The organism is Actinomycetospora sp. NBRC 106378 (genome assembly GCF_030269685.1).
Taxonomy (GTDB): Bacteria; Actinomycetota; Actinomycetes; order Mycobacteriales; family Pseudonocardiaceae; genus Actinomycetospora.
The window spans coordinates 315,496-338,187 of record NZ_BSTT01000002.1 but is presented as its reverse complement, the minus strand read 5'-3'; the positions used below and the strand labels follow the sequence as shown (position 1 = coordinate 338,187).

Here is a 22,692-nt window from a genome sequence, read left to right as displayed (position 1 = left end):
GGCGCGGGGAAAGGTGCCGGAAAGCCCGGCGCGCGATCCTCGGACCACTCCCTCGAGCACCGGAGGACGCCATGGCGGTACGCACCCTCGGACGCCGCCCCACCCGGCGTCGGGACGAGCAGGGCGCGGGCACCGTCGGCATCTGTGCCGCGGCCGGCGGCGCCCGGGCGGCCGCGGTCAGCCTCGGGGCGTTGCAGGTGTTGCGGGCGACCGGCTGGGTCCGGCCCGACGGCTACCTCTGCTACGTCGACGAGCACGTGGGCGTCGCGGCGGCGCTGCGCCAGGAGTGCGGGACGACCGTGGTGATCGACGCCGACGGCGGCCCGCCCGCCCTCCCCCGCGGGATCGAGATCGAGGACGTGTCCGACCTCGAGCCCGGCACCGGGTTCGCGGGCGAGGCGGCGGGCCCGTTCCGCACCCGGCTGGCGGGCACCGCCGTCGTCGCCGGGCGGATCACCTACCCGTCCGGGCGGCGCGGCCGGCTCGTGCTCGCGATGCCACGGCTGACCGCCGACGCCCCGGACGCGGTCATCTCCTACGCGGCGGGGCACCCGCGCTTCCCGGACGAGACGACCACGCTCGACGACGACCAGGTCGAGGTCTACCGCCAGCTCGGGCGCCACCTCGGGGCCCACGTCGTGGGGACGCTGCTGCGCCTCACGACGTGAGCCAGGACCGCCAGGTCCGCCGGCGCGGGGCCGGGACGTCCGGACGACGGCAGGCCGCCGCCAGCAGGTCGGTCACGTCGGCCGGGTCGGCGTGGCGCAGGGCGTCGGCGTCGGACCGCTCGAGCCGGCGCGCGAGTTCGCGTGGCCCCGACCCGACGAGGTGCACCGGAACGCCGTAGCGGCGGGACAGGGCGGCCCGCTGCTCGGTCGAGATGCCCGGTCCCGCCACGAGGAAGCGGGGGTAGGCGTGGGAGGCCCGCCAGCCGTACTGCCCCTCGACGACGTCGCCCCACAGCGCGACGACGCCGAGGACCTCGTGGTCGGACGGGCTCCACCCGAGCGTGGTCGTGTCGGCGACCGCGTACAGCCCGCACGGGCAGGTGTCCCCGGGCGGGGTGTGTCGCGGGCTCGCGCAGGCGGCGACCATCGGGCGGGCGGCCGGCCACGGGGTCCCGGTGAGGGGAGAGAAGAGCGCGTGACGCTGCTGCGCCCGCCGGCCGACGCGCCACGTGCGCCAGCCGAGGACGGCGGCCGGGACGTCCGGCACCGCCGTCACGCGGTGCGGGGCGGTCACGGGCGTGCGTCGGCCGTGACGGTCTCGGCCTCGAGGTGCTCCACGTGTTCCACGGGCGCCTCGGGGGCGGCGGGGACGGGGCTCTCGACGGGTTCTGCGGTGAAGCGACGCTGGACGCGTCCGATATCCATGCATACGAGCGTGTCACGCGATGCGGGCGCTTTCCAGCGCCGGACCGGCACCACCGACGACGTCTCCCGAATGCAACCTTCGGCGATCCCGATGGAACCGGCTCAGCCGCAGGAGCGGCCGTTGCCGTCGTTCTCGCGCAGGCTCGCCAGGTACTGCCGGCTCACCCCGTTGGAGGCGTCCGCCCCGGTGTGCGCGAACGGCACCATGAACGAGCCGTAGTCGCCGCCGTCGGCCAGGTCGATGCGGCGCAGCAGGCGCCCGGAGGCGTCCCGGTCGACGCCCGGCTCGGTGCGCAGCGTGATCTGCCGCCTGCCCAGCATCGACTCGGCCATCTGCTTCGCCGCCGCCCCGCCGGGGGTCGACACCGGGCAGGAGTCGATGCCGAGCACGTGGATCACCTGGGGACCGGCCATGACGGTGTCGCCGTCGAGCACGTCGGTCACGGTGACGGTGCTCAGGCTGGGGCTCTCGGTGGAGGCGTCCGCGGCGAGGGCGGCGGTGGCGCTCGACGTGGGGGTCAACGCGCTGACGGCGACGAGACCGAACACCGCCGCGCCGATCCCCGACCAGACCTTCTCCACCGTGCCCACGCTGCCCGCTCCCCGACTCCGACGCCTGATGCCGCGGATGTCGGAGCCCGTTGCTCCGGTGTTACGAACAGTAGTGCTATCGGGTGACGGGATGGCTCCGGCCGAGGTCCCGCTCGATCGCCACGGCGCAGCCGCGCGCGGCGGTGGTCAGCGACGTCTCGGCGTCCGGCGGCAGCGCGGGTCGCAGGGCGGACACGTGCACGGCGGCGACGAGCTCGCCGTGCGCGTCGTGCACCCCGACCGCGATGCCGACGACGCCGATGATCGCCTCCTCGCGGCTGACGGCCACCCCGGCCTCGCGGATGGCGTCGAGCTCCGCGGTGAGCTCCTCCGTGCCGACCAGGGTGTGCTCGGTGAGCCGCGGGCGTTCCCGGGACCAGAGCCGGCGGCGCAACCCGTCGTCGGCTGCGGCGAAGAGCTTCCCGACCGCCGTCGCGTGCAGGTAGAGGTCCTGGCCCAACCGGATCTCGACGGTGACCGGCCGCGACCCGGCGACCCGCTCGACGTAGGTGATCCGGCGCCCCAGGCGCATCGCGAGGTAGACGTCCTCACCCGTCGTCCGGGCGAGGTCCTGCAGGTGCCGCCGGGCGAGGGCGCGCACCTCGAGGCCGTCGGCGATGCGGATGCCGAGCCGCACCGCCCGTGGGCCGAGCGAGTAGCGCGGCCCGTCGGAGACCGAGACGACCTCGCTGGCCGCCATCCGCCCCAGGAGGTTGTGGCTCGACGACACCGGGAGCTCGAGGCGCGTCGCGATCTCCGTGACGGTCAGGCCCTCGGGGTGGCCGGCGAGCAGCTCGAGGACGTCGAACGTCCGCGCGTAGCGATCCCGGTTCTGCTCAACACCCGCCACGGTGCGACATCATCACAGGAAGGCCCAGCCGGGCCGCCCGGCCGTGCACTGCTCGAACGCCGCCGGGTCGATCGCCTGGTAGACGCCGATCGCGGACCGTCCGTCGTCGGTGGTCACCCGGCACAGGTGCTCGTCGAGCCCGCGGACGAACACCCGGGTCGCCGGGTCGTTCACGTCGTAGGTCTCGCCCTCGGTGTGGTCCGGCCCGTCGTAGGAGCCCTGGTGGATGTCCCCGTCGGGGGTGCCGCCGTACATCCCGCACCGCAGGTACGCGGTCTGCTGCCCGATCCGTTCGTAGTGCAGCTGCCGGGTGGAGCCGTCGGCGAAGCGGTAGTCGACGATCCCCTCGGCGAACACCTGGGTGTCCGGCTCGAAGCGCAGTCGCCGCGACGGCTTGAGCACCTTCGTCGCGCCCGGGGTCGACGAGCCGAAGGGGTAGAAGACGCGGTCGCCCCACAGCGTCCAGTCGCCGAAGGAGACGAAGGCGTTGCCGTTGGTGCCCACGTGCAGGCGCCCGCCCAGCGACATCGTGGGCCCGCCGACCCCGCGCCCGGTCCCCCAGTGCCGGTCGCGCGTCCCGACCGACCCCTCGGGCATCTCGAGGCGCCGGCCGTCGACCTCCACCCAGCCGGTCACGGCGCCGAACCCCTCGAAGCCCGCCGTCACGTCGCCCCGTCGCCCCGGCGGGGTGCCGTGCGCGGAGTTCGAGAGCGGCTCCCGGAACACCTGCCGGGTGGTGTCGACGAAGCGGAGGTCCCAGCTGATCCCCCACGCGTTGGGCTCCAGCACGAAGCGCCACTCCCGCAGCCCGCGCACGATGCGCGGGGCGATCGGGCCCACCCGCAGGTCGGTGCGGTCCGCCCCGATCCGCCGGAAGCTGCGGACCGCGGTGTGCCGCCCGCCGTGGTTGACGACGGCGTACGCCTCGGCGCGGTCGAGGTTCGGGTAGAAGCTGCCGCCGGTCGCGACGAGCACCTCGCCGGCCGGGTCGTGGCAGATCACCCAGTACCGCTCGTAGGCCCGCGGGTCGCCGGTCCACACCACCCGGACCGGGTCCGGGGTCTGGTGGATCATGTGGTCGTCGGCGGGCGAGAGCGGGAACTGCTCGTCGAACCACGCGTCGGGTCCTGCCTGGGTCATGCCGGGTCCTCCTCCACGCGCTCGCGCAGGTAGCGGCCGATCTCGGCCCGGGCCCCGTCGTCGAGATCCGGGATCGCGGCGGCGAGCGCCGCGCGCAGTTCCTCCTGCCGCTCCAGCGGCCCCTTCCCGACGTCGGGTGGGGCGGCCTCGCCCAACAGCTCCGCCATCCGGGCGTTGTCGGCCACCGCGAACGGCACGACCCGGTCCCACGAGCGGCGCACCGTGCGCAGCAGCCGACGGGCGTTGACGAGGAGCTCCCGCGAGCCGTCGCCGAGACCGGGGTCGGCGGCGACGAGGTCCAGCAGCCGGTCGGCGCCGCCGAGCTGGTCGTCGATGGTCGGGCGCATCAGAACCCCCGGTTCACGTCGTCGAGCAGGGACCCGAGCACGCGACGGTGCGGGCGGTAGGGCTCGTCGCTGCGGCCCTCGAGGAACGCGCGCAGCCCGCTGACCTGCATCACGGCGGTCTTGAACGTCGAGAACGTGACCCACCAGCGCAGCGCCTCGCGGTCGACCGGCTCGCCGGTGACCTCCTCGTAGTGGCCGATCAGGTCGGCGGCCTCCCAGCGCCCGGGGATGGCGTGCTCGCCGGCGCGCAGCGGTTGCGTGACCCACCCGAGATCCTCGAGCGGATCCCCGAGGTGCGCGAGCTCCCAGTCGAGCAGGGCGGTGATCTCGACGCCACGGAGCAGCACGTTGCCGGGCTTGAAGTCGGCGTGCACGAGCACGGTGCGCCGGGAGCGCGGGGCGCGCTCGCGCAGGGCGACGAGGGCGAGCTCGAGCTCCGGGTGGGCGGCGAGCCGGTCGCGGCGCAGGATGCCCTCCCACCGGTCCAGCTCGTGGCGCGCCGCCTGCTCGCCGGGGTCGGTGAACAGCTCGCCGAGGCCGAGGGCCTTCCAGTCCGTGGCGTGCACACGGGCGAGCAGCTCGCACAGGGCCACCGCGATCGCCACCCGCTCCGCCTCGGGCCGGTCCCCGGTGAGCACCCGGTAGTCGCAGGTCCCGGGCAGCCGGCCCATCATCAGCGACGGGCTGCCGAACGCCGTCCCGTCGGCGTCGAGGGAGTGCGGGGGCGGGGTCGGCAGGTCGGCGTCGACGAGCGCGCCCAGCAGCGCGAACTCGAGCGCACGGTCGGTCTCGACCAACCCGCCGTCGGGATCGGAGCGCAGGATCAGCGGCTCGCGCGACCCGTCGTCGTGCCGGAGGTCGAACAGCCAGTTCTGGCGGGAGCGCCCGACGCCGGTGCGCCGGACGTCGACCACCCGGCCCGGGGCGTGCAGGAACGCCTCGAGCGCGGCGAGCGGGGTCACGCGGCCTCCTGTCCGAGGGTGTCGCGGTGGTGGGGCGCGGCGATCGCGGCGAGCGCCCGGGCCCGCTCGCGCAGCCCGCGCCCGCGCAGGTCGGCGACGCCGTGCTCGGTGACGACGACGTCGACGCACGAGCGCGGGGTGGTCACGGTGCCCGCGTGCAGGGTCGGGACGATGCGGGAGCGGCGGCCACGCTCGGCGGTCGCGGGGAGGATGACGACGGCGAGCCCGCCGGGGCTGCGTTGTGCGGCGCGCAGGAAGTCGGCCTGGCCGCCGATCCCGCCGACGTACCCGCGCGCGGTGGCCTCGGCGTTGACCGCGCCGCTCAGGTCGACCTCGAGGGCGGAGTTCACGGCGACCAGGCCGTCGACCGGGGTGTTGACCTCGGGCACGCCGACCATGCGGGCGTGCGCGGCGACGTGGGCGTAGAGCTCCGGGGAGCCGGCGGCCTCGCTGAGCACCGTCTCCGCCGGGTCGAGGGCGAGCAGCCAGTCGCCGACGAGCGTGGAGCGCACCCGCAGCCCCGTCCGGTCGGCGAGCGCCTCCCCCATCAGCTGCGGGACGGCGCCGAGCCCGAGCTGCAGCGCGGCGCCGTCGCCGACCAGCGCCGCCGCGTGCGCGGCGATCGCCCGGGCGACGTCGGTCGGCTCGGCGCGCGGCACGGTCGGCAGGGGCCGCGACGTCGCGACCGCCTCGTCGATCCGCGCGGGGTCCAGGGTCGGGCCGATCGTGGTGGGGAGGGCGTCGTTGACCTCGGCGACGATCACGTCGGCGTCGTCGACGAGCTCCGCGGTGTGGTCGACGGCGGCCGAGAAGCGGTGCCGCCCGTCGGCGTCGGGGGGCGAGACCTGCACGAGCAGGACGAGCCGGTTCCGCGGGCGGTGGCGCAGCTGGCGCGGGAGGTCGAGGAAGTGCACCGGCAGGACCTCGACGTCGTGGTCGCGCAGCGGTCCGAGTGCCCCGAACGACACGAGCCGCACCGGGGCCGGGACCGGTCCGCGCAGCACGTCGGAGTGGGACAGCCCGACGAACAGATCCACCGGTGCCGGGTCGTCGAGCAGGGCCCGCAGCAGCGGGGTCGGCTCCCCCACGCCCTGCCCGGCGACGACGAGGTCACCCGCCTGGAGACCGGACGAGAGCCTCACAGGATCGCCACCGGGGCGACCGGGCCCGCCGTCGAGCCGGCGAGCGGGATCGGCGCGACCACGACGAGGAACGTGGTGCGGCCGGTGGTGGCGAGCACGGACAGGTCGAGGTTCTCCAGCAGCGGCACCCCGTGGCGGTGCATCAGCTCCAGGTGCACCGGGAACGTGCCCGCGGCCGACGGCTGCACCTCGACGGCGTAGTTGTCGGCGCCGACCGTCGCGACGTCGTGCGCGGCGAGCCAGCGCGCCGCCTCGTCGTCGGGGCCGGGCTCGTCGTCGAAGTAGTCGGCCCGTCCGCCGCGCGACTCCCACCACCCGGTGCGGATCAGCACCACGTCGCCCGGCTGCGGCACGCCGCCCGGGTAGGCCGCCTCGAGCTCCGCGCGGCCCACGGCGTGCCGGGCGGGCAGCACCCCGAGGTCGACGAGGACGCCGCGGGCCGCGACCGGACGCAGGTGCTCGGCGCCGCAGCGGCTCGCGCCCTTCGTCGAGCGCGTCGAGGCCGCGGGGTGGCCGTTGTAGAGCTCGTCGCCGCTCCACGTGTGGGCCAGGGCGTCGAGGTGGGTCCCGGAGTGGGTGCCGAACTGGACGGTGTCCTCGGCGAACCGGAAGCCGTCGGGCGAGCGCGCCCCGGCCGCGTAGTCGCCGGCGTCGCGGTCCATGAACCGCTGCGGCGAGCGCCGGTGCGGCGGCACCCCGGCGCCGGGTCCGACGGGCTGGGCCAACGAGATGGTGCGGCCCTCGGTCACCAGGCCGGCGGCGGCCAGCGTCGCCCGCGCGTCGACGAGGTTCAGGGCGCCCGCCTGGTCGTCGGCACCCCAGCGTCCCCAGTTGGTCATCGGGCCTCCTCGACGGCGAGCTCGACGAGCGTCGACCGGGTGAGCTTCCCGGTCACGGTGCGCGGCAGCTCGGGCAGCACCACGACCCGGAACGGCACCTTGTAACCGGCGATGCCCTCCCGGCACCACGCCTGCAGCGTCTCCCCGTCGACCCCCTCGGTCACGGTGACGAACGCGATCACGACCTCTCCCCGGCTCGGGTGCGGGGCGCCGACGACCGCGACCTCGGCGACCGCCGGGTGGCCCGCGAGGTAGCTCTCCACCTCGGCCGGGGCGACGTTGATGCCCGACGTCTTGATCATGTCGGTGAGGCGGGCGCCGAACTCGACGTACCCGTCGTCGCGCACGAGCAGGCGGTCCCCGGTGCGGAACCAGCCGTCGGCCGTCATCACCGCCGCCGTCGCCTCGGGGGCGCCGAGGTAGCCGGGCATCACGTGCCCGCGGACCTGCAGCTCGCCGGCCTCACCGGTCGGGAGCACCCGGCCGTCGGGATCGACGGCCCGCACCTCGACCCCGTCGAGCGGCGGGCCCTGGCTGACCAGGCGCAGCTCCAGCGGTGCGTCGTGCGGGGTGACGCAGCAGTTGCCGTAGACCTCGGTGGAGCCGTAGACGTTGCACAGCTCCGGGACGTCGAGCTCGCGGACCGCGCGCTCGACCTCCTCGGGCCGTCCGATCGTCAGCCCCGTGCGCAGGCTCGTCACCGCGCGCACGCGCCCGGCCTGCGGGATCAGGGCGTCGACCATGGTCGGCAGCAGGTAGGCCGCGGTGCAGCGCTCGGCGGCGAGCAGGTCGGCCGCCTCCGCGGGGGCGAAGTGCTCCTGCACCACGAGGCACGCCCCGTGCGTCCACGTGGCGGGCAGGGCGTTCGCCGACCCGAAGCTCCAGAACAGCGGGGAGCCCAGCCACACCCGGTCCGCGGCCGAGAGCCCCATGCGGTCGCCGATCGAGGCGCCGTTGGCCAGCATGTCGCCCTGACACAGCGGTACGGCCTTCGGGCGGCTGGTGGAGCCGGACGTGTAGAGGACGAAGGCGACGTCGTCGGGCGTGCTGTGATCGGCGTCGGTCGGCCCGGCGGTCGCCAGCAGGCCGTCCCACTGCTCGCCGAGCACGATGACGCGCTCGAGCGCCGGGAACCGCTCCGAGCGACCGCCGTCGAGCACCTCCGGCACCAGGCGGCGCAGTTCGCCGAGGGTGTCGGTGGAGCGGGCGCGCTCGACCGTCACGAGCACGCGGCACGCGGAGGCGGCGAGCAGGTGCTCGAGGTCCCAGGCCTTGGACCAGGTGTTGAACGCGTCGACCCGGGCGCCCGCGCGCATCGCCCCGAGGGCGACGACGAGCCAGTCGGCCCGGTTGGGTGCCAGGAGGCCGACGCTCTCCCCCGCGTCCGCCAGCACCGTCGCCGCGCGGCGGGCCGCCTCGTCGAGCTCACCGAAGCTGAGCCGCCGCTCCCCCGCGACCAGGGCCGGCGCATCCGGGGTGCGGGCGGCGAGCTCGGCCACCAGGGACGGGAGCGTGGCGGCGGTCATCCGCGGGACTCCCCGACGACGGCGGCGGTCTTCGTCGCGTCGTGCTCGGCCATCAGGTCCCGTCCTGCCGTCTCGGGCAGCAGCGCGACGAGCACCAGCCCGCAGATCGCGGCGACGGCGGCCAGGAAGATGCCGGGCGCCCAGGTCAGCCCGGTCCCGACGACGAGGGCCGCGGCCACGAGTGGCCCGAAGCCCGACGGGGCGCCGACGCCGAGGTTGAAGCCGACCGAGCCGCTGGTCAGCCGGGTCGCGGCCGGGAACAGCTCGATGAGGATCAGCGAGGTGTTCGCGTTGATCGGCGCCTGGATCACGCCGAACACGAGCAGGGCGACGATGATCGCGACCGGGTCACCGGTGCTCATGAGCAGGAACATCGGGATCCCGAGGACAGTGTGCCCGAGACAGCCGAACAGCACGGTGCGGCGACGACCGAAGCGGTCGGAGAGCCGGCCGGCGATCGGGCACAGGGCCGCGTAGACGAGCAGGCCGGCACCGGTCAGCAGGACCGCGGTGAGCTGCGGGACCTTCACCGTCGCCGTCAGGAAGTTGATGACGTAGGAGCCGAGGAAGTAGAGGCCGACGCCGCAGATCCAGGAGAAGCAGAACGTCACGAGGATCGCCCGGGCCTGGTCGCGCCGGAACGCGTCGCGCACCCGGGCCCGCGGCAGGTCGGCGCGCCGCTCCAGCTCCTGGAAGACCGGGGTGTCCTCGAGCCGGCGCCGGATCCACACGCCGAACAGGCCGAGCGGCGCGGCGACGAGGAACGGGATGCGCCAGCCCCAGCTGCCGAGCTGCTCGGTGGACAGGAGCAGGCTGAGCACGAGCGCGAGCAGGCTGCCACCGACCAGGCCGAACGCCGCCGCCATCGAGGGGAAGCTGCCCCGGATGCCGCGCCGGCCCGGCGGGGCGGTCTCGATCAGGTAGGCCGAGCTCGCGCCCCACTCGCCGCCGACCGACACACCCTGGACGCAGCGCAGCAGCACGAGGAGCACCGGCGCCGCGACCCCGATCGTCGCGTACGTGGGCAGCACGCCGATCAGCGCGGTGGCCACTCCCATCACGGCGACGCTGATCGACAGCGAGAGCCGGCGCCCGGCGCGGTCGCCGATGATGCCGAAGACCAGTCCGCCGAGCGGGCGCATGAGGAACGCGACCCCGAAGACGGCGAGCGAGGACAGCAGCTGCGAGCTCGGGCTCGCCTCGGGGAAGAACTGCTTCCCGACGACGACGGCGAAGAAGCCGTAGAGCGCGAAGTCGAAGTACTCGAGGACGTTGCCGATGATGCAGGCGGCGGCGACCCGTCGCTGCTCGCCCCGTGCCGCTGTGGTGCCCGCCATTGGCCGCCGCCTTCGGAATCCCGTCGTCGTCTTCGATATCTCGAAGCTCGCCCCCGGACTGTAGGCCGCGGGTCCCGGCGCGGTCTAGGGTCCTTCGACATGTCGGGGTCGAGCTTCGGGAACTCGAAAGGGCCGCTGGCCGGGGTGCGTGTCGTGGAGGTCGCGGGCATCGGCCCCGCGCCCTTCTGCGCGATGGTGCTCGCCGACCTCGGGGCCGAGGTCGTGCGCCTCGACCGCGCGAGCGCGGGGCCGTCCGGCGGTGGGGTCGACGCCCTGACCGACGGCATCATGGGCCGCGGCCGCCGATCGGTCGCCGTGGACCTCAAGCACCCGGACGGGCTCGCCGTCGCGCTCGCCCTGCTCGACTCCGCCGACGCGCTCGTCGAGGGCTTCCGGCCCGGCGTCATGGAACGGCTGGGGCTCGGCCCCGACGTCGTCCTCGGCCGGAACCCGGCCCTGGTGTACGGCCGGCTCACCGGGTGGGGGCAGGACGGGCCGCTCGCGCAGGCCGTGGGGCACGACCTCAACTACATCGCCGTGGCGGGCGCCCTGGCTCCGCTCGGACGAGCGGGCGCCCCGCCGGCACCGCCCCTCAACGTGCTCGGCGACTTCGCCGGCGGCGGGCTCGTGCTGGCCCTCGGCATCGCGGCGGCGCTCGTGGACGCGCGGCGCAGCGGGGTCGGCCAGGTGGTCGACGCGGCGATGGTCGACGGCGCCGCGTACCTCATGACGATGATGTACGAGCTGCTCGGGCGGGGTGCCTGGACCGAGGCGCGGCAGTCGAACGCGAACGACGGCGGGGCGCACTTCTACGACGTCTACGCGTGCGCCGACGGTCGGTTCGTCTCCGTCGCGGCGATGGAACCGCGGTTCTACGCGGCCCTGACCGAGCGGCTCGGGCTGGACGACCTCCCCGACCAGTGGGACCCGTCGACCTGGCCCGCCTCGAGCGCCCGTCTCGCCGAGGTGTTCGCCACCCGGACCCGGGACGAGTGGGCGGCCCTGTTCGAGGGCACCGACGCGTGTGTCGCGCCGGTGCTGGAGATGAGCGAGGCCCCCTCGCACCCACACCTCGCCGCCCGCGGGACGTTCGCCGCCGTGGGCGGGGTCGTGCAGCCGGCGCCGGCCCCGCGCTTCTCCCGGACGCCGACGACGGCGGGAGCGCCGGCGGCGGCGGTCGGCGAACACACCGGGGAGGTGCTGCGCGCGCTCGGGTACGCCGACGACCGCATCGCGGCGCTACGCGCGGCGGGTGCGGTGCGCTGAGCGCTCGTCCGTCCCGGGACTACGGCATTCGCCGGGCGGCACTACGGCACCTCGCCGGAAGCGCTGCCCCGGGGGATCCGCCCCGCACTAGCGTCCGGCCACACCCGCTCCTGCCCCGGTGAGGACGCCGCGATGAGCCAGCCGCAGTACCCGTACTCCGCGCCGCAGCCCGGCGGCTACGGACCCCCGGTGCCGCCGCGCACCGGGGCGCCGGTCGGCTACGGCGCGCCGATGCCACCCGGGCCTCCCGGGCCGCCCCCCAGGTCTCCCCCGCCCTCGCGCGGCACGAACGTCATGGCGGTCCTCGCGATCGTCTTCGCGTTCCTGTTCGCGCCGCTCGGCATCGTGTTCGGCGTCGTCGGGCGACGGCAGACCGCGCGCACCGGGCAGCCGGGCCGCGGGTTGGCGACGACGGGGCTCGTGCTCTCGGTCGTCTTCCTCCTGCTCGGGATCGCGGCGACGGTGTACGTCACCGTCCTCGCCGGGCAGGTCCTGCGCTCCGTCCCGACGACGGCGCCGGACCTGCCCGCCGCCTCGGCCCCCGCCGATCCGTCCCCCGCCGATCCCTCCCCCGCCGATCCCTCCCCCGCCGGCCCGACACCCGCGGTCACCGGACCGGTCGGGCCGGGCACCGTGGCGGTCGCCGACGGCGACTACGGCCCCGAGCTGCCGTCCGACGCGCTCGCCGCCGAGGTGGGCACGCGCACCGGCGCCTCCGACGTCATCTGCCCCGGGTACCTGCCCGCCCAGGTCGCCGGCACCTCCACGTGCGACGGCACGCTCGACGGGCAGGCCGCCCGCTTCCGCGCGACCGTGACGGCGGTGAACGGCGCCGAGGCGTCGATCGACATCACGCGGGAGCAGTAGGGCACGGCCGCTCCGCCGTCCTGTCGCGGCCTTCCGACAGCCCGTGCCGGCCTCGTCGCAGTGATTCAGCGCGACAAGGCGCGGAGGGACGGGCGATTCCCCGCGACCGGACGCGCGCGTCGCGGCCCGGAGAAGATCGTGTTTCCGCTCAGCCTGGGACTGTCACGGCCAGGCTGAGCGGGCGGGGACGTGCGACGGTGGGTGACGGACCGGATCGGTCCCGTGAACCAGAGGCGGGTATGTCCACCACCATTCCCCTGACCATCACGGTCGACGGCGAGCCACGAGACCTCGACGTCGACCCCCGTACGACCCTCCTGGACGCCCTGCGTGACCGGCTCGGCGTCACGAGCACGAAGAAGGGCTGCGACCACGGCCAGTGCGGCGCGTGCACCGTGCTGCTCGACGGCCGGCGCGTGCTGGCGTGCCTGACGCTCGCCGTCGCGAAGGACGGCGCGGACGTCGTCACGGCCAACGGCCTCGCCACCGACGGCGAGCTGCACCCCGTGACCGAGGCGTTCCTCGCGAACGACGCCTACCAGTGCGGCTACTGCACCCCGGGCCAGATCTGCTCGGCGGTCGGGGCGATCGACGAGGCCCGGCAGGGCATGCCGAGCGCGGTGACCTCCGACCTCACCGGCGAGGTCACGCTGGACCGCACGGAGATCGCCGAGCGCATGAGCGGCAACCTCTGCCGGTGCGCGGCCTACGTGAACATCGTGTCGGCGGTCGAGGAGGCGTCCCGCGCATGAAGCCGTTCACCTACGCCCGGCCGTCCGAGGCGTCCGAGGCCGTCGCCGCGCTCGCGGCCGACCCCGACGCCCGCTTCCTCGCCGGCGGCACCAACCTGCTCGACCACCTCAAGCTCGGCGTCGTCGAGCCGTCGCAGCTCGTCGACGTCAACCGCGTCACGAGCACGGCGATCGAGGACCTCCCCGACGGGGGCCTGCGCATCGGTGCGGGCGTCCCCAACTCCGACCTCGCGGCCGACCCGCGGGTCCGGGAGCGCTACCCGGCGGTCGCCGCGGCGATCCTCGCGGGTGCGTCGGGGCAGCTGCGCAACATGGCCTCGACCGGCGGGAACCTGCTGCAGCGCACCCGGTGCGTCTACTTCGCCGACCCGACGACGCCGTGCACCAAGCGCGACCTCTCCCAGGGCTGCTCGGCCCGCGAGGGCTGGGCCCGCTACCACGCGATCCTGGGCACCGCGGCCGACGGCTGCATCGCGACCCACCCGTCCGACCTGGCGGTCGCCCTCGTCGCCGTCGACGCGCAGGTGCAGGTGCTCGGTCCCGACGGAGCGCGCACGATCCCGATCGGCGAGCTCCACCGGCTGCCCGGTGACGACCCGACGCGCGACACCGTCCTCGCCCACGGTGACCTGATCACCGCGGTCGACCTCCCCGCCCCCACACCCGCCGTCCGGAACTCGACCTACCGGAAGGTGCGCGACCGGGCGTCGTACGCGTTCGCCCTCGTGAGCGCCGCGGTGGCGCTGGAGGTGCGCGACGGCACGGTCGCCGACGTGCGGATCGCTCTCGGCGGGGTCGCCCACAAGCCGTGGCGGGCCACCGTCGCCGAGGCGGCCCTGCGCGGGCGCCCGGCCACCGACGACGAGTTCCGCGCTGCGATCGCGGCGGAGCTCGACGCGGCGGAGCCGGTCCGGAGCCCGCTCGGCGGCAACACGTTCAAGCTCCCGCTGGTGACCGGCACGGTCGTCAGCACCCTGCGAGGCCTGGCCGGAGGTACGGCATGACGACGATGGACGCCCGCAGCATGGGCACCTCGGTCCGTCGGATCGAGGGCCCGGACAAGGTCACCGGCACCGCGACGTACGCGGGTGACTCCGTGGCCGACGGGACGCTCGTGCTCCACCCGGTGCAGGCGGGCGTGGCGCGCGGCGAGATCACGGCGATCGACACCGCGGCGGCGCAGGCCCTGCCCGGGGTCGTCGCGGTGCTCACCCACCGCGACGCGCCGACGCTCGGCGACACCGGCGACCCCGAGCACCGGGTCCTGCAGGGCACGACGATCCACCACCGCGGCCAGTACGTCGCCGCGGTCCTCGCCGAGCACGCGGAGGTCGCGGCCGAGGCGGCGCGGCTCGTCGTCGTGACCGTGGACGAGAACCCGTCGACGACCGGCTTCGACCCGGACGCCCAGGCCTACACCCCGTCGGCGCTGGCCAACGGGCAGCCGCCCGACTCCGGCGTGGGCGATCCGGACGCGGCCCTGGCCGCGGCACCCGTCGTCGTGCGGGCCTCGTACGCGACGCCGATGGAGCACCACAACCCGATGGAGCCGCACACGACCACGGCGACGTGGGTCGACGGGCGGATCGAGGTGTTCGAGGCGACCCAGGGCGTGGAGTCCTCCCGGCAGACGCTGGCGACGTTGTTCGACGCCGAGGTCGTGGTGCACGCCTCGCACGTCGGCGGCGGGTTCGGGTCGAAGGGCCTGCACGCCGGCACGGTGCTCGCGGTGCTCGCCGCGCGGACGGTGCCGGGCCGGCCGGTGCGGTTCGCACTGGGCCGCCGGCAGATGTTCGAGACCGTCGGCTACCGCCCGGCGACCGTCCAGCACATGGCGCTGGGTGCCTCGCGGGACGGGCGGCTGGAGGTCGTCACCCACGACGTCGTCGGCGCGACCGCGCGCTACAAGGAGTTCGTGGAGCCGGCCGGCGGGTCGACCCGGTCGATGTACGCGGCCCCGCACCGCCGGACCTCGCACCGGGCGGTCCCGCTCGACCTCGACGGGCCCACGTACATGCGCGGTCCGGGCGAGGCCCCGGGCAGCTTCGGGCTGGAGTGCGCGATGGACGAGCTGGCGGTCGCGCTCGACCTCGACCCGATCGACCTGCGGGTGCGCAACGAGCCCGAGGTGCACCCGGAGAACGGGCTGCCGTTCTCCTCGCGCGGTCTGGTCGAGTGCCTGCACGCCGGGGCCGAGCGGTTCGGCTGGTCGAGCTGGGACCGCACGCCACGGCGCCGGCTGGTCGACGGCTGGTGGCACGGCGTCGGCGTCGGCTGCGGGACCTTCCCGACCCTCCGCTTCCCGGGATCCGCGGCCGAGATCACCTTCACGGGCGGCCGCTACGTCGTGGCGATCGGGGCGGCCGACATCGGGCAGGGTGCGCGCACCGTGCTCACCCAGATCGCCGCGGACGCACTGGGCGTCGACGTCGGGTCGATCACGGTGGAGATCGGGTCGACGCAGGTGCCGGTCGGGTCGATCGCCGGTGGGTCGGCGGGCACGGCGTCGTGGGGCTCGACGGTGGTCGAGGCGGCCGACCGGTTCCGCGACAAGTACGGGGAGAACCCGGACGACGGCGACCACGCCGACGCCGCCACCCCGGACAACCCCTGGGCCGGGGAGTACGCGATGGCGGCCTACTGCGCGCAGTTCGCCGAGGTGGCGGTGCACGCCGACACCGGCGAGATCCGCGTCCCGCGCCTGCTCGGCATGTTCGGCGTCGGTCGCATCCTCAACCCGACCCTCGGCCGGTCGCAGCTGCAGGGCGGGATGGTGTGGGGGCTGTCGATGGCCCTGCACGAGGAGAGCGTGGTCGACCCCCGCTTCGGCGAGGTGATCAACCACGACTTCGCCGGCTACCACGTCGCGTCGAACGCGGACGTGCGCGTCGTCGAGGCCGAGTGGATCGACGAGGACGACCCCTACATCAACCCGATGGGCGCGAAGGGCATCGGGGAGATCGGGATCGTCGGGGTGTCCGCCGCGATCGCCAACGCCGCGTACCACGCGACGGGCGTGCGGGTGCGGTCGTTGCCGATCACCTGCGACGACTTCCTGACGTCGGGTCTGCTCTAGCGGCGTGCTACCCGGTGGTGCCGCGGTCGCGGCGGTGGACGAGGGCCCACCAGTCCGCGTCCCAGGCCCGCATGCGGCCGCGGTCGAGGGTCAACCGCACCGCGAGCACCACCGAGCCGAGCACCAGGATCGCCCCGACCAGCGCCCCGACCCCGTCGACGACTCCCTCGACGGTCGCGTCGGTGGCGCTGGCGGGTGGGATCACGGGCCGGTCGTCGGCGCCGACCCACAGCTGCAGGTGGTCCCCCGGCTCGAGTGACGGCGCGGCGGGGACGGCCGCGACGTGGCGGGCGAGGTCGGGGTCGACCCACGCGACGTCGACGTCGGAGAGCCCGCCCGTGTAGCCGACGGCGGGGCTGGTCGCGGTGGGCGCCTCGAGCACGACGGCGTCGACGGGGTGGGCGGTCGAGCGGGTGACGGCGGCCGCCTCCCGGGCGTCCTCCGCCCCGCGCTGGCCGAGCACGAACGTGCACGGGAGCACGAGGAGCACGAGGACGACGGCGAACCGCAGCACCGCCGTCTCGATCCGGTCCGACCGCCGTCGCAGCGCACTCGGGCGCGGGAACAGCGCCGTCCGGACCCGACCGAGCGCGTGCACCGTCCCCATGTCCCAGGAGATTCCCTGCGGGCCGAGGAGCCAGTCCACGGTGTGACGGAACGCAACGAATCAGCCCGGACGCGGGTCAGCCGGTCACGCTCAGTCGCACAACTCCTGCGCCCGTGACTCCCGGAACGACTCACCGTGCTGCGGGAAGTACCAGGTCACGCGGCGGTAGGCCTCGTCGCCGTCGCAGTCCCCGAGGTCGAACGCGACGACGGTGGCGCGGTCCTGCACGCCCGGGGCGTCCGGCTCGTCGCCCGGCCGGTAGAGCGCGGTGCCGCGGCCCGTGGCGCGGTCCTCGCCCCAGTCCTCCCAGGTGATGCCGGTGACGAGCCCGCGGTCGCTGCCGCCGTCGATCTCGGCGGGCTGCACCGCGCCGTAGCCGCGCTGCGATCCCCGGGAGCGGCCGAGCGGCGGACCGTCCTGGCTGCGCGTGCTCGTCGTCGGGACGATCGGCGGGCCCGCGACCGGCAGCGGCGCCGCGGTGCTCGTCGTGGTCGTCGCCGCGGCCGTCGTCGTCACGGTGGGTGCGGTGGCGGTCGTGGCGGCCGGGGTCAGGGCCCCCCGGGCCAGCCAGCCGCCCGCCGCCCCGAGCGCCAGCAGGAGCAGGCCGGCCAGCGCGAGGGCCGGCCACCGGGACCTCCCGACGGCGGGTGTGGGCGGGTCACGAGGGGGGGCGTGGGTTCGGCCGTGGGGCCGGCCGTGGTCACGGGTCCGGCCGGGTCGGCGGCGGCCACGGGGCCGGTCGGCGGCATCCGGACCGTGAGCGGCTCACCGGTCGGTGGCGTGTCGCCACGTGGATCGGCCACTCCGCCTCCTCCCGGTCCTTCCGGTCCTTCCGGTCGACGCACCCGGTCGAACGTGCGGCGGAGTATGCCGTTCGTCCGGTCGCACGGTCGAGCACCCCGGGGAGGCCGATTCCGCGAGCGTGGCGCCCTCCTGTCGTCCGACGTCAGCGGTGGGCCACCGCTGACCCCGGCGCACGGCTCAGCCCGGCGCCTGCGCGCGGAGCAGGTCGCCACGGCTGACCATCCCCACCACGCGGTCGTCGGCACCCAGCACCGGCAGCGACCGGAACCGGCGGCGCACCATCGCCTTCGCGACCTTGGGCAGCGGCACGTCGTGCCGCACGGCCGTCGCGCCGGTCGTCATGGCCTCGCCGCACGTGCGCGGCGCGGGGCCGCGACCGGAGAGCCGGTCGGGCAGCAGGTCGGCCTCGCTGACGACGCCGAGCAGGCGGTCGTCGTCGTCGAGCACCGGCAGCGCCGACAACCGCTGCGCGGAGAGCCACGCGGCCGCGTCGGCGACCGGGGTCGACCCGGCCGCCACCCAGCAGTCGTCGATCGGGGTCATGACGTCGCCCGCCACCGTGCCGATCCGGGGCCGGTCGGGCGGCGGCACGTCCAGGTCGACGTCGGGGGTGCCGAGCAACCGGTCGAGCAGGGAGCGGCGTTCCGGGGTGCGCAGCAGGTCGCCGCGGGTGACGATCCCGACCAGCAGGCCCCGCTCCACCACCGGCAGCACCCGCACCTCGCCGTAGCGGCGCATGCGGTGCGCGACGATCCCGACGAGCGTGTCCGGGCCGACCGTCATGGGCTCGCGGGTCATGAACTCGGCGACCCGCGCCCCGGCGCGGCCCTCGACCTCGGCGCGCAGCAGGTCCAGCGTCGTCACGATCCCGAGCAGCCGGCCGCCTCCGTCGGTCACGGGGAGCGCGGAGAAGCGGTTGCCGGTCAGCAGCGCGCGGGCGTCCCCGAGCGGCGTGCCCGGCGAGACGGTGACGACGCCCCGGGTCATCACCGCACTCGCGCCGCACACCCCGAGGTTCTACCGTCCGTAGGTGATCGACGCACCCGTCGTCTCGAGCTGGTCGCGCGAGAAGGGCGTGCTGTCGGCGATGCTGCGGCCCACCCCGACCCGGTAGACGGAGTCGTTCGCGGGCACGGCGGTGAACAGCACGTCGAACCGGCAGCCGTCGGCGAACGGGGTGCTCGACCCCCACCGGTCCACCGCGTAGCCCGTCTGCGGCACGGCCGCGGACCCCACCACGGTCCCGTCGGCGTCGAAGATCGACATCGTCCACCCCGACACCGGCTGTGCCGTGCAGGGCGCCCCGGGCAGGGTCGCTCCGGACACGGCGACCACCACCGTCCCCTGCACCGTCATCGTCCGGCCCGCCTTGTCCAGCAGTGCGGCGGTCGTCCCGACGACGGCGACCACGGCCACCACCGCGGCCACGACCCACCGGACCCACCGGACCCCGCGCCCGCGCCGTGCCGGGGCGGGCGCGGCGGGCGGCTCGGCGTCGAGCCAGCGGATCCCGCTCGGTGGCGTCGGGGTCCAGGGGGCGAGCGGCTCCGACGGGCGCCGCGGCTCCGGGATGCTGCCGACGGCGGGGGTGGTCCGGTCGAGCTGGGTCACGTCGCCTCCCGTTACCGGGGATCCCGGTGTCGGGGTCGACGTTAGGTCATGGTATTGCGCAGGTGCCTGCCGAAGTAGACGACGTGCACCGAGCGGGTGCGTTCGACCCAGGTGAAGTAGATGCGCGGCGCCAGACCCGCCGAGGAGATCTTGATGTGGGACTCCACGACCCGGCGCTCGCCGTCGACGTCGAAGGTCCGCGTGTCGGGCCAGCGGTCCATCACCGACTTCGACTCCCGCATCGCGAGCTTGCGGGGGCTCGCCGGCCAGGCCATCGGGTGCCCGGAGTTCCAGCACCACTGGAAGAAGTCGGCCTCGACCCCGTCGCGGGACCGGGCGCGGGAGTACCAGGCCAGGGCCCGCAGCGCCCGCCACGCCTGCTCACCCCACGCCGCCCCTGCGGACTGGCGGTCGAGCAGCTCCAGGTCGACCCCGGCCGTCGTCGGGAACACGAGGTAGCGGCCGAGGTGCTTGCGGGCGAGAGCGGCGGCGTCGGTGCAGTCGCGGGCGTGCACGGGTGCGACGTCGAGTTCCTCGACCCCGGCCTCGGCCTGCTCGCCGCGCAGGCGGGCAAGGTCGGCGGTGAGCGCGCGCAGCTGGTCGCGCAGGCTCGCGACCTCGTGCTCCAGGTCGCCGTACTCCTCCATCACGCCCTCGGACAGCGAGCGTTCGGCGGCCAGGTCCTGCTCGAGGTCGGCGATGCGGGCGGTCGCCCTCTCCAGGGTCGCGCCGACCTCGGCGGGGGCCTGCGCGTCGAGGTGGGCGCGGGCCCGGTCGTAGGAGTCGGGGGGCCGGCGACCCGTGGACAGCGGCGCGACGAGACCCGCGACGATCCGTCCGGCCAGGCCGGGCTTGGTCCAGAAGCGCTCGGCGCGGACGTCGAGGCGGTGGTCGTCGGTGCCGCCGCCGTCGTCGCTCTCGGCCGGGTCGAAGCCCGGCAGGTACACGCGCAACCCGCCCGGGCCGATCGCGGAGGCCTCCCCGAGGGCGTCGGCGAGTGCCGACCCGCCGTCGGGATCGATCACCGCCACCGGCGCGAGCCCCGCGACGTCACGCACGGTGCGGCGCACCACCGCGTCGAGGACCCGCCCGTCGTCGACCGCGACGTCGTCCCCGAGGTCGGCCAGGACGACGACGGGGACGTCCCGGTCGGCGAGAGTCACGAGGTCCGCGAGCTCCTCGGCGCCGTCGCGGCCGCGGAAACGCATGGGGCCGGCCCGCAGCGGGACCCCCCGTCGCGCGGCCTTGGTCGCGGTCAGCAGATCGCCGACGAAGATCGGCGGACGCGGGACGATCGGCTCGTTGGGATGGTGGGTGGAGGCGTCGACGTCGACCCACACCCACGCGCGGGCACCCTCGTGCTCGACGGTCCCGCCCGACCAGGTGCGCAGCGTCGTGGTCCACCGGATGCCGTCGCGGCGGTTCGCGATGAACACCGCGCGGACGATGGCGGTGATCTTCGTGTCGGTCGGGTCGCGGTGGACGTCGCGACGCAGCGTGTAGCGGTCCTGCTTGCTGGTGCGGATGCGGCCGGACTCGGTGAGCGGGCGGTGGTCCCGCTCGGCGGCACGCTCGGCCCACCGCGTGAAGGCGTCGTCGGCGAGCTCGACCGCGGCGGGATCGTCGGAGCCCCAGATCGCGCGGTACAGCGTGCCCATGCCCCTCCCCCGTCGTCGGTGGTCCCGGACAGGATCGTGGCATCCCGCCGCGTTGGCCAGTTCCCGACGTCGCTCCGGTCAGGAGGACGCGATGGCCTCGACCTCCCAGCGCCCCTCGCCCTGCAGCGCCAGCCGCCGCTCGTGGAAGGCCTCCAGGCTCGACCGGTGCCCCACGCTGACGAGGACCAGGGCGGGGAGCTCCGCCCGGACGAGCGTGTAGAGCTCGTGCTCGAGCCCCTCGTCGAGCGCCGCGGTCGCCTCGTCGAGGAACACCACGTCGGGCCGCGCGAGCACGAGCCGGGCGAAGCCGAGACGCTGCTGCTCACCGGGCGAGAGCGTGCGCCACCAGACCTCGTCGTCGTCGAGCCGGTCCGCGAGGTGGCCGAGGGCGACGGCCCGCAGGACACGCCACGCCTCGTCGTCGGGGACCGTCTCGGGCGGGTTGGGGTAGGCCAGCGCCGTGCGCAGGGACCCGAGCGGGAGGTAGGGCTGCTGCGACAGGAACATCGAGCGCGGCCCCCCGGGGCGCTCGACCGTGCCCTCGGCGTAGGGCCAGAGGTCGGCGAGGCTGCGGAGCAGCGTGGTCTTCCCGTAGCCGGAGCGGCCGGTGATGAGCAGGGTGTCCGCCTGCGCCAGCGTGAGGTCGAGGTCCTCGACGAGGACGGTGCCGTCGGGCGTCCGCACCGTGAGGTCGCTGACGGAGACGCCGTCGGTCCGGTCCCCCGCGGTGACGGTCGGGAGGTCGCGCGCCTGCTGGTCCGCGTCGAGCAGCCCGGTGAGGCGGTCGAGCACGGCGCGGTAGCTCGCGAACGTGTCGTAGGCGTTGCGGAAGAAGCTGAGGGAGTCGTGGACCTGGCCGAACGCCTGCGCGGTCTGCTGGATGTCCCCGAGGCTGATCTGCTGGGCGAAGAAGCGCGGCGCCTGCAGGATGATCGGGAACACCTGCGAGATCTGGGTGACGACGAGGTTGAAGCCGTTGAACTTGAGGGTCCGGATCACGATCTGCCAGTAGTTGGCGATCACGTCGGAGAACCGGCCGTCGAGGGTGCGCCGCTCGACCGGCTCGCCGCGGTAGAAGGCGATGTTCTCGGCGTTGTCACGGACCCGCACGAGCGCGTACCGGTAGTAGGCGCCGAGGCCCTCGTTGAGGAAGTTCAGCCGGATCAGCGGCTTGCCGATCCGGAAGGCGAACACCGTCGCGACGATGACGTACAGGAACGCGATGAACGTCATCGCGCGCGGGATCTCGACGCCCAGCAGCGTGAACGGCCCGGAGAGCTGCCACAGGATGATCGTGAACGAGGGCAGCGTGACCAGCGCCTGCACCGCCCCGCTCGGTCCGATCGACAGCGAGTACGAGGTCTGGGCGAAGGACGCGATGTCCTCCTGGATGCGCTGGTCGGGGTTGTCGACCTGCGTCGGGGAGAACCGCGACCGGTGGTACACCCGGTCGCCGAGCCAGTCGCCCAGGAACCGGTCGGTGAGGTACTCCCACAGTCGGATGAGGAAGCGCTGCCCGACGTAGTACGTCACCAGGGCCTCGGCGACCGACAAAGCCGCGATCACCGCGAAGATGCCCAGCGACCGCCAGAACGCACCCGCGTCGAGGTTCTGCAGCGCCGTGTACAGGTCGTTCGTCTGGTAGGTGTAGAGGATCGTCAGCCGCACCTGCAGCACCACGAGGGCGAGCAGGGCGAGCACGTAGAGCACCGGGCGGTAGCGGTCGGGGCTGGTCCGGGGATCGATCCAGGGGCCGGCGAGGCGCCAGAACTGCCGGCCCCACGTCAGGGACCGCATGATGATCGTCGCGACGATCGCGAACCCGATGACCGTCGCGACCCACACGCCCGCGATCCAGCCCAGGCTCGTGAGCCACTCCGTGCCCCAGTCGACCGATTCCACCGCATTCCCCCAGCTCGCCGCCGTGATCCTTGTGGCGCGGGA

Annotated in this window: 23 protein-coding genes; 6 read left to right on the top strand and 17 right to left on the bottom strand. The window is 74.9% G+C overall.

What is annotated here, in order from left to right:
- Window positions 1-71 precede the first annotated feature (71 nt).
- Window positions 72-668, top strand: coding sequence for a hypothetical protein (locus tag QSK00_RS05935; RefSeq protein ID WP_285588571.1), 597 nt, complete (start codon window positions 72-74; stop codon window positions 666-668).
- Here the strand turns inward: QSK00_RS05935 and QSK00_RS05930 are convergent.
- The 11 genes from QSK00_RS05930 to QSK00_RS05880 form a co-directional block, all read right to left on the bottom strand.
- Window positions 658-1,242, bottom strand: coding sequence for a hypothetical protein (locus QSK00_RS05930; protein ID WP_285588569.1), 585 nt, complete (start codon window positions 1,240-1,242; stop codon window positions 658-660). The two genes, QSK00_RS05935 and QSK00_RS05930, sit on opposite strands and share 11 nt — an antisense overlap.
- Window positions 1,239-1,373, bottom strand: a complete 135-nt coding sequence (locus QSK00_RS05925; RefSeq protein WP_285588567.1) for a hypothetical protein — start codon at window positions 1,371-1,373, stop codon at window positions 1,239-1,241. Before QSK00_RS05925 ends, QSK00_RS05930 begins: the two co-directional genes overlap by 4 nt.
- A 102-nt stretch (window positions 1,374-1,475) precedes the next feature.
- Window positions 1,476-1,964: a thermonuclease family protein gene (locus tag QSK00_RS05920; RefSeq protein WP_285588565.1), complete on the bottom strand. Its 489-nt coding sequence runs from the start codon at window positions 1,962-1,964 to the stop codon at window positions 1,476-1,478.
- A 76-nt stretch (window positions 1,965-2,040) separates the two neighbouring features.
- Window positions 2,041-2,814, bottom strand: coding sequence for an IclR family transcriptional regulator (locus QSK00_RS05915; RefSeq protein ID WP_285588563.1), 774 nt, complete (start codon window positions 2,812-2,814; stop codon window positions 2,041-2,043).
- Window positions 2,815-2,826: 12 nt separating this feature from the next.
- Complete coding sequence (locus tag QSK00_RS05910; protein WP_285588561.1) at window positions 2,827-3,954, bottom strand: Rv3169 family protein; 1,128 nt, start codon at window positions 3,952-3,954, stop codon at window positions 2,827-2,829.
- Complete coding sequence (locus QSK00_RS05905; protein ID WP_285588559.1) at window positions 3,951-4,301, bottom strand: hypothetical protein; 351 nt, start codon at window positions 4,299-4,301, stop codon at window positions 3,951-3,953. Before QSK00_RS05905 ends, QSK00_RS05910 begins: the two co-directional genes overlap by 4 nt.
- The gene (locus QSK00_RS05900) at window positions 4,301-5,263 is read right to left on the bottom strand and encodes a phosphotransferase family protein (protein WP_285588557.1); all 963 of its coding nucleotides are present in this window, start codon (window positions 5,261-5,263) and stop codon (window positions 4,301-4,303) included. Before QSK00_RS05900 ends, QSK00_RS05905 begins: the two co-directional genes overlap by 1 nt.
- The gene (locus tag QSK00_RS05895) at window positions 5,260-6,405 is read right to left on the bottom strand and encodes an acetyl-CoA hydrolase/transferase C-terminal domain-containing protein (protein WP_285588555.1); all 1,146 of its coding nucleotides are present in this window, start codon (window positions 6,403-6,405) and stop codon (window positions 5,260-5,262) included. Before QSK00_RS05895 ends, QSK00_RS05900 begins: the two co-directional genes overlap by 4 nt.
- On the bottom strand, window positions 6,402-7,244 hold the full coding sequence (locus QSK00_RS05890) for a cyclase family protein (RefSeq protein ID WP_285588553.1): 843 nt from the start codon (window positions 7,242-7,244) through the stop codon (window positions 6,402-6,404). Before QSK00_RS05890 ends, QSK00_RS05895 begins: the two co-directional genes overlap by 4 nt.
- The gene (locus tag QSK00_RS05885; RefSeq protein ID WP_285588552.1) at window positions 7,241-8,770 is read right to left on the bottom strand and encodes a class I adenylate-forming enzyme family protein; all 1,530 of its coding nucleotides are present in this window, start codon (window positions 8,768-8,770) and stop codon (window positions 7,241-7,243) included. The genes QSK00_RS05890 and QSK00_RS05885 overlap by 4 nt, the downstream gene beginning before the upstream one ends.
- Window positions 8,767-10,107, bottom strand: a complete 1,341-nt coding sequence (locus QSK00_RS05880; protein ID WP_285588549.1) for an MFS transporter — start codon at window positions 10,105-10,107, stop codon at window positions 8,767-8,769. Before QSK00_RS05880 ends, QSK00_RS05885 begins: the two co-directional genes overlap by 4 nt.
- Before the next feature lie 99 nt (window positions 10,108-10,206).
- Here QSK00_RS05880 and QSK00_RS05875 point away from each other — a divergent pair, with 99 nt between their 5' ends.
- The 5 genes from QSK00_RS05875 to QSK00_RS05855 all read left to right on the top strand — a co-directional run bounded on the left by QSK00_RS05875 (window position 10,207) and on the right by QSK00_RS05855 (window position 16,068).
- On the top strand, window positions 10,207-11,373 hold the full coding sequence (locus tag QSK00_RS05875) for a CaiB/BaiF CoA transferase family protein (protein ID WP_285588547.1): 1,167 nt from the start codon (window positions 10,207-10,209) through the stop codon (window positions 11,371-11,373).
- Between the two features lie 132 nt (window positions 11,374-11,505).
- Window positions 11,506-12,240 (top strand): DUF4190 domain-containing protein, encoded by a 735-nt coding sequence (locus QSK00_RS05870; RefSeq protein WP_285588545.1) that lies wholly within the window; start codon window positions 11,506-11,508, stop codon window positions 12,238-12,240.
- Between the two features lie 239 nt (window positions 12,241-12,479).
- Window positions 12,480-12,992 (top strand): 2Fe-2S iron-sulfur cluster-binding protein, encoded by a 513-nt coding sequence (locus QSK00_RS05865; RefSeq protein ID WP_285588543.1) that lies wholly within the window; start codon window positions 12,480-12,482, stop codon window positions 12,990-12,992.
- Entirely contained in the window at window positions 12,989-13,996 is a 1,008-nt protein-coding gene (locus tag QSK00_RS05860; protein ID WP_285588541.1) for an FAD binding domain-containing protein, read from the top strand. The genes QSK00_RS05865 and QSK00_RS05860 overlap by 4 nt, the downstream gene beginning before the upstream one ends.
- Window positions 13,993-16,068: a xanthine dehydrogenase family protein molybdopterin-binding subunit gene (locus QSK00_RS05855; RefSeq protein WP_285588540.1), complete on the top strand. Its 2,076-nt coding sequence runs from the start codon at window positions 13,993-13,995 to the stop codon at window positions 16,066-16,068. Before QSK00_RS05860 ends, QSK00_RS05855 begins: the two co-directional genes overlap by 4 nt.
- A gap of 7 nt (window positions 16,069-16,075) precedes the next feature.
- Here QSK00_RS05855 and QSK00_RS05850 read toward each other — a convergent pair whose 3' ends face one another.
- From QSK00_RS05850 to QSK00_RS05825, 6 genes are all read right to left on the bottom strand, one after another.
- On the bottom strand, window positions 16,076-16,714 hold the full coding sequence (locus tag QSK00_RS05850; protein ID WP_285588538.1) for an Rv1733c family protein: 639 nt from the start codon (window positions 16,712-16,714) through the stop codon (window positions 16,076-16,078).
- Between the two features lie 51 nt (window positions 16,715-16,765).
- Window positions 16,766-17,191 carry a hypothetical protein gene (locus QSK00_RS05845; RefSeq protein WP_285588536.1) on the bottom strand — a complete coding sequence of 142 codons (426 nt, stop codon included), beginning with the start codon at window positions 17,189-17,191 and terminating at the stop codon, window positions 16,766-16,768.
- Between the two features lie 465 nt (window positions 17,192-17,656).
- Window positions 17,657-18,466 (bottom strand): CBS domain-containing protein, encoded by an 810-nt coding sequence (locus QSK00_RS05840; protein ID WP_285588533.1) that lies wholly within the window; start codon window positions 18,464-18,466, stop codon window positions 17,657-17,659.
- Between the two features lie 30 nt (window positions 18,467-18,496).
- Window positions 18,497-19,090, bottom strand: coding sequence for a hypothetical protein (locus QSK00_RS05835; RefSeq protein WP_285588531.1), 594 nt, complete (start codon window positions 19,088-19,090; stop codon window positions 18,497-18,499).
- Between the two features lie 41 nt (window positions 19,091-19,131).
- Window positions 19,132-20,748, bottom strand: a complete 1,617-nt coding sequence (locus tag QSK00_RS05830) for a hypothetical protein (RefSeq protein WP_285588528.1) — start codon at window positions 20,746-20,748, stop codon at window positions 19,132-19,134.
- 78 nt (window positions 20,749-20,826) lie between these two features.
- A complete protein-coding gene (locus QSK00_RS05825) occupies window positions 20,827-22,650 on the bottom strand; it encodes an ABC transporter ATP-binding protein/permease (RefSeq protein WP_285588527.1) in 1,824 nt (607 codons plus the stop codon).
- Between the last annotated feature and the right edge of the window lie 42 nt (window positions 22,651-22,692).

Excerpts from the sequence above, each read along its gene's own strand:
- QSK00_RS05890 (WP_285588553.1), bottom strand. The coding sequence starts at position 7,244 with ATGACCAACTGGGGACGCTGGGGTGCCGACGACCAGGCGGGCGCCCTG.
- QSK00_RS05855 (WP_285588540.1), top strand. The coding sequence starts at position 13,993 with ATGACGACGATGGACGCCCGCAGCATGGGCACCTCGGTCCGTCGGATC.
- QSK00_RS05870 (WP_285588545.1), top strand. The coding sequence starts at position 11,506 with ATGAGCCAGCCGCAGTACCCGTACTCCGCGCCGCAGCCCGGCGGCTAC.
- QSK00_RS05925 (WP_285588567.1), bottom strand. The coding sequence starts at position 1,373 with ATGGATATCGGACGCGTCCAGCGTCGCTTCACCGCAGAACCCGTCGAG.
- QSK00_RS05875 (WP_285588547.1), top strand. The coding sequence starts at position 10,207 with ATGTCGGGGTCGAGCTTCGGGAACTCGAAAGGGCCGCTGGCCGGGGTG.
- QSK00_RS05865 (WP_285588543.1), top strand. The coding sequence starts at position 12,480 with ATGTCCACCACCATTCCCCTGACCATCACGGTCGACGGCGAGCCACGA.
- QSK00_RS05880 (WP_285588549.1), bottom strand. The coding sequence starts at position 10,107 with ATGGCGGGCACCACAGCGGCACGGGGCGAGCAGCGACGGGTCGCCGCC.
- QSK00_RS05840 (WP_285588533.1), bottom strand. The coding sequence starts at position 18,466 with ATGACCCGGGGCGTCGTCACCGTCTCGCCGGGCACGCCGCTCGGGGAC.
- QSK00_RS05830 (WP_285588528.1), bottom strand. The coding sequence starts at position 20,748 with ATGGGCACGCTGTACCGCGCGATCTGGGGCTCCGACGATCCCGCCGCG.
- QSK00_RS05935 (WP_285588571.1), top strand. The coding sequence starts at position 72 with ATGGCGGTACGCACCCTCGGACGCCGCCCCACCCGGCGTCGGGACGAG.
- QSK00_RS05885 (WP_285588552.1), bottom strand. The coding sequence starts at position 8,770 with ATGACCGCCGCCACGCTCCCGTCCCTGGTGGCCGAGCTCGCCGCCCGC.
- QSK00_RS05860 (WP_285588541.1), top strand. The coding sequence starts at position 12,989 with ATGAAGCCGTTCACCTACGCCCGGCCGTCCGAGGCGTCCGAGGCCGTC.
- QSK00_RS05910 (WP_285588561.1), bottom strand. The coding sequence starts at position 3,954 with ATGACCCAGGCAGGACCCGACGCGTGGTTCGACGAGCAGTTCCCGCTC.
- QSK00_RS05905 (WP_285588559.1), bottom strand. The coding sequence starts at position 4,301 with ATGCGCCCGACCATCGACGACCAGCTCGGCGGCGCCGACCGGCTGCTG.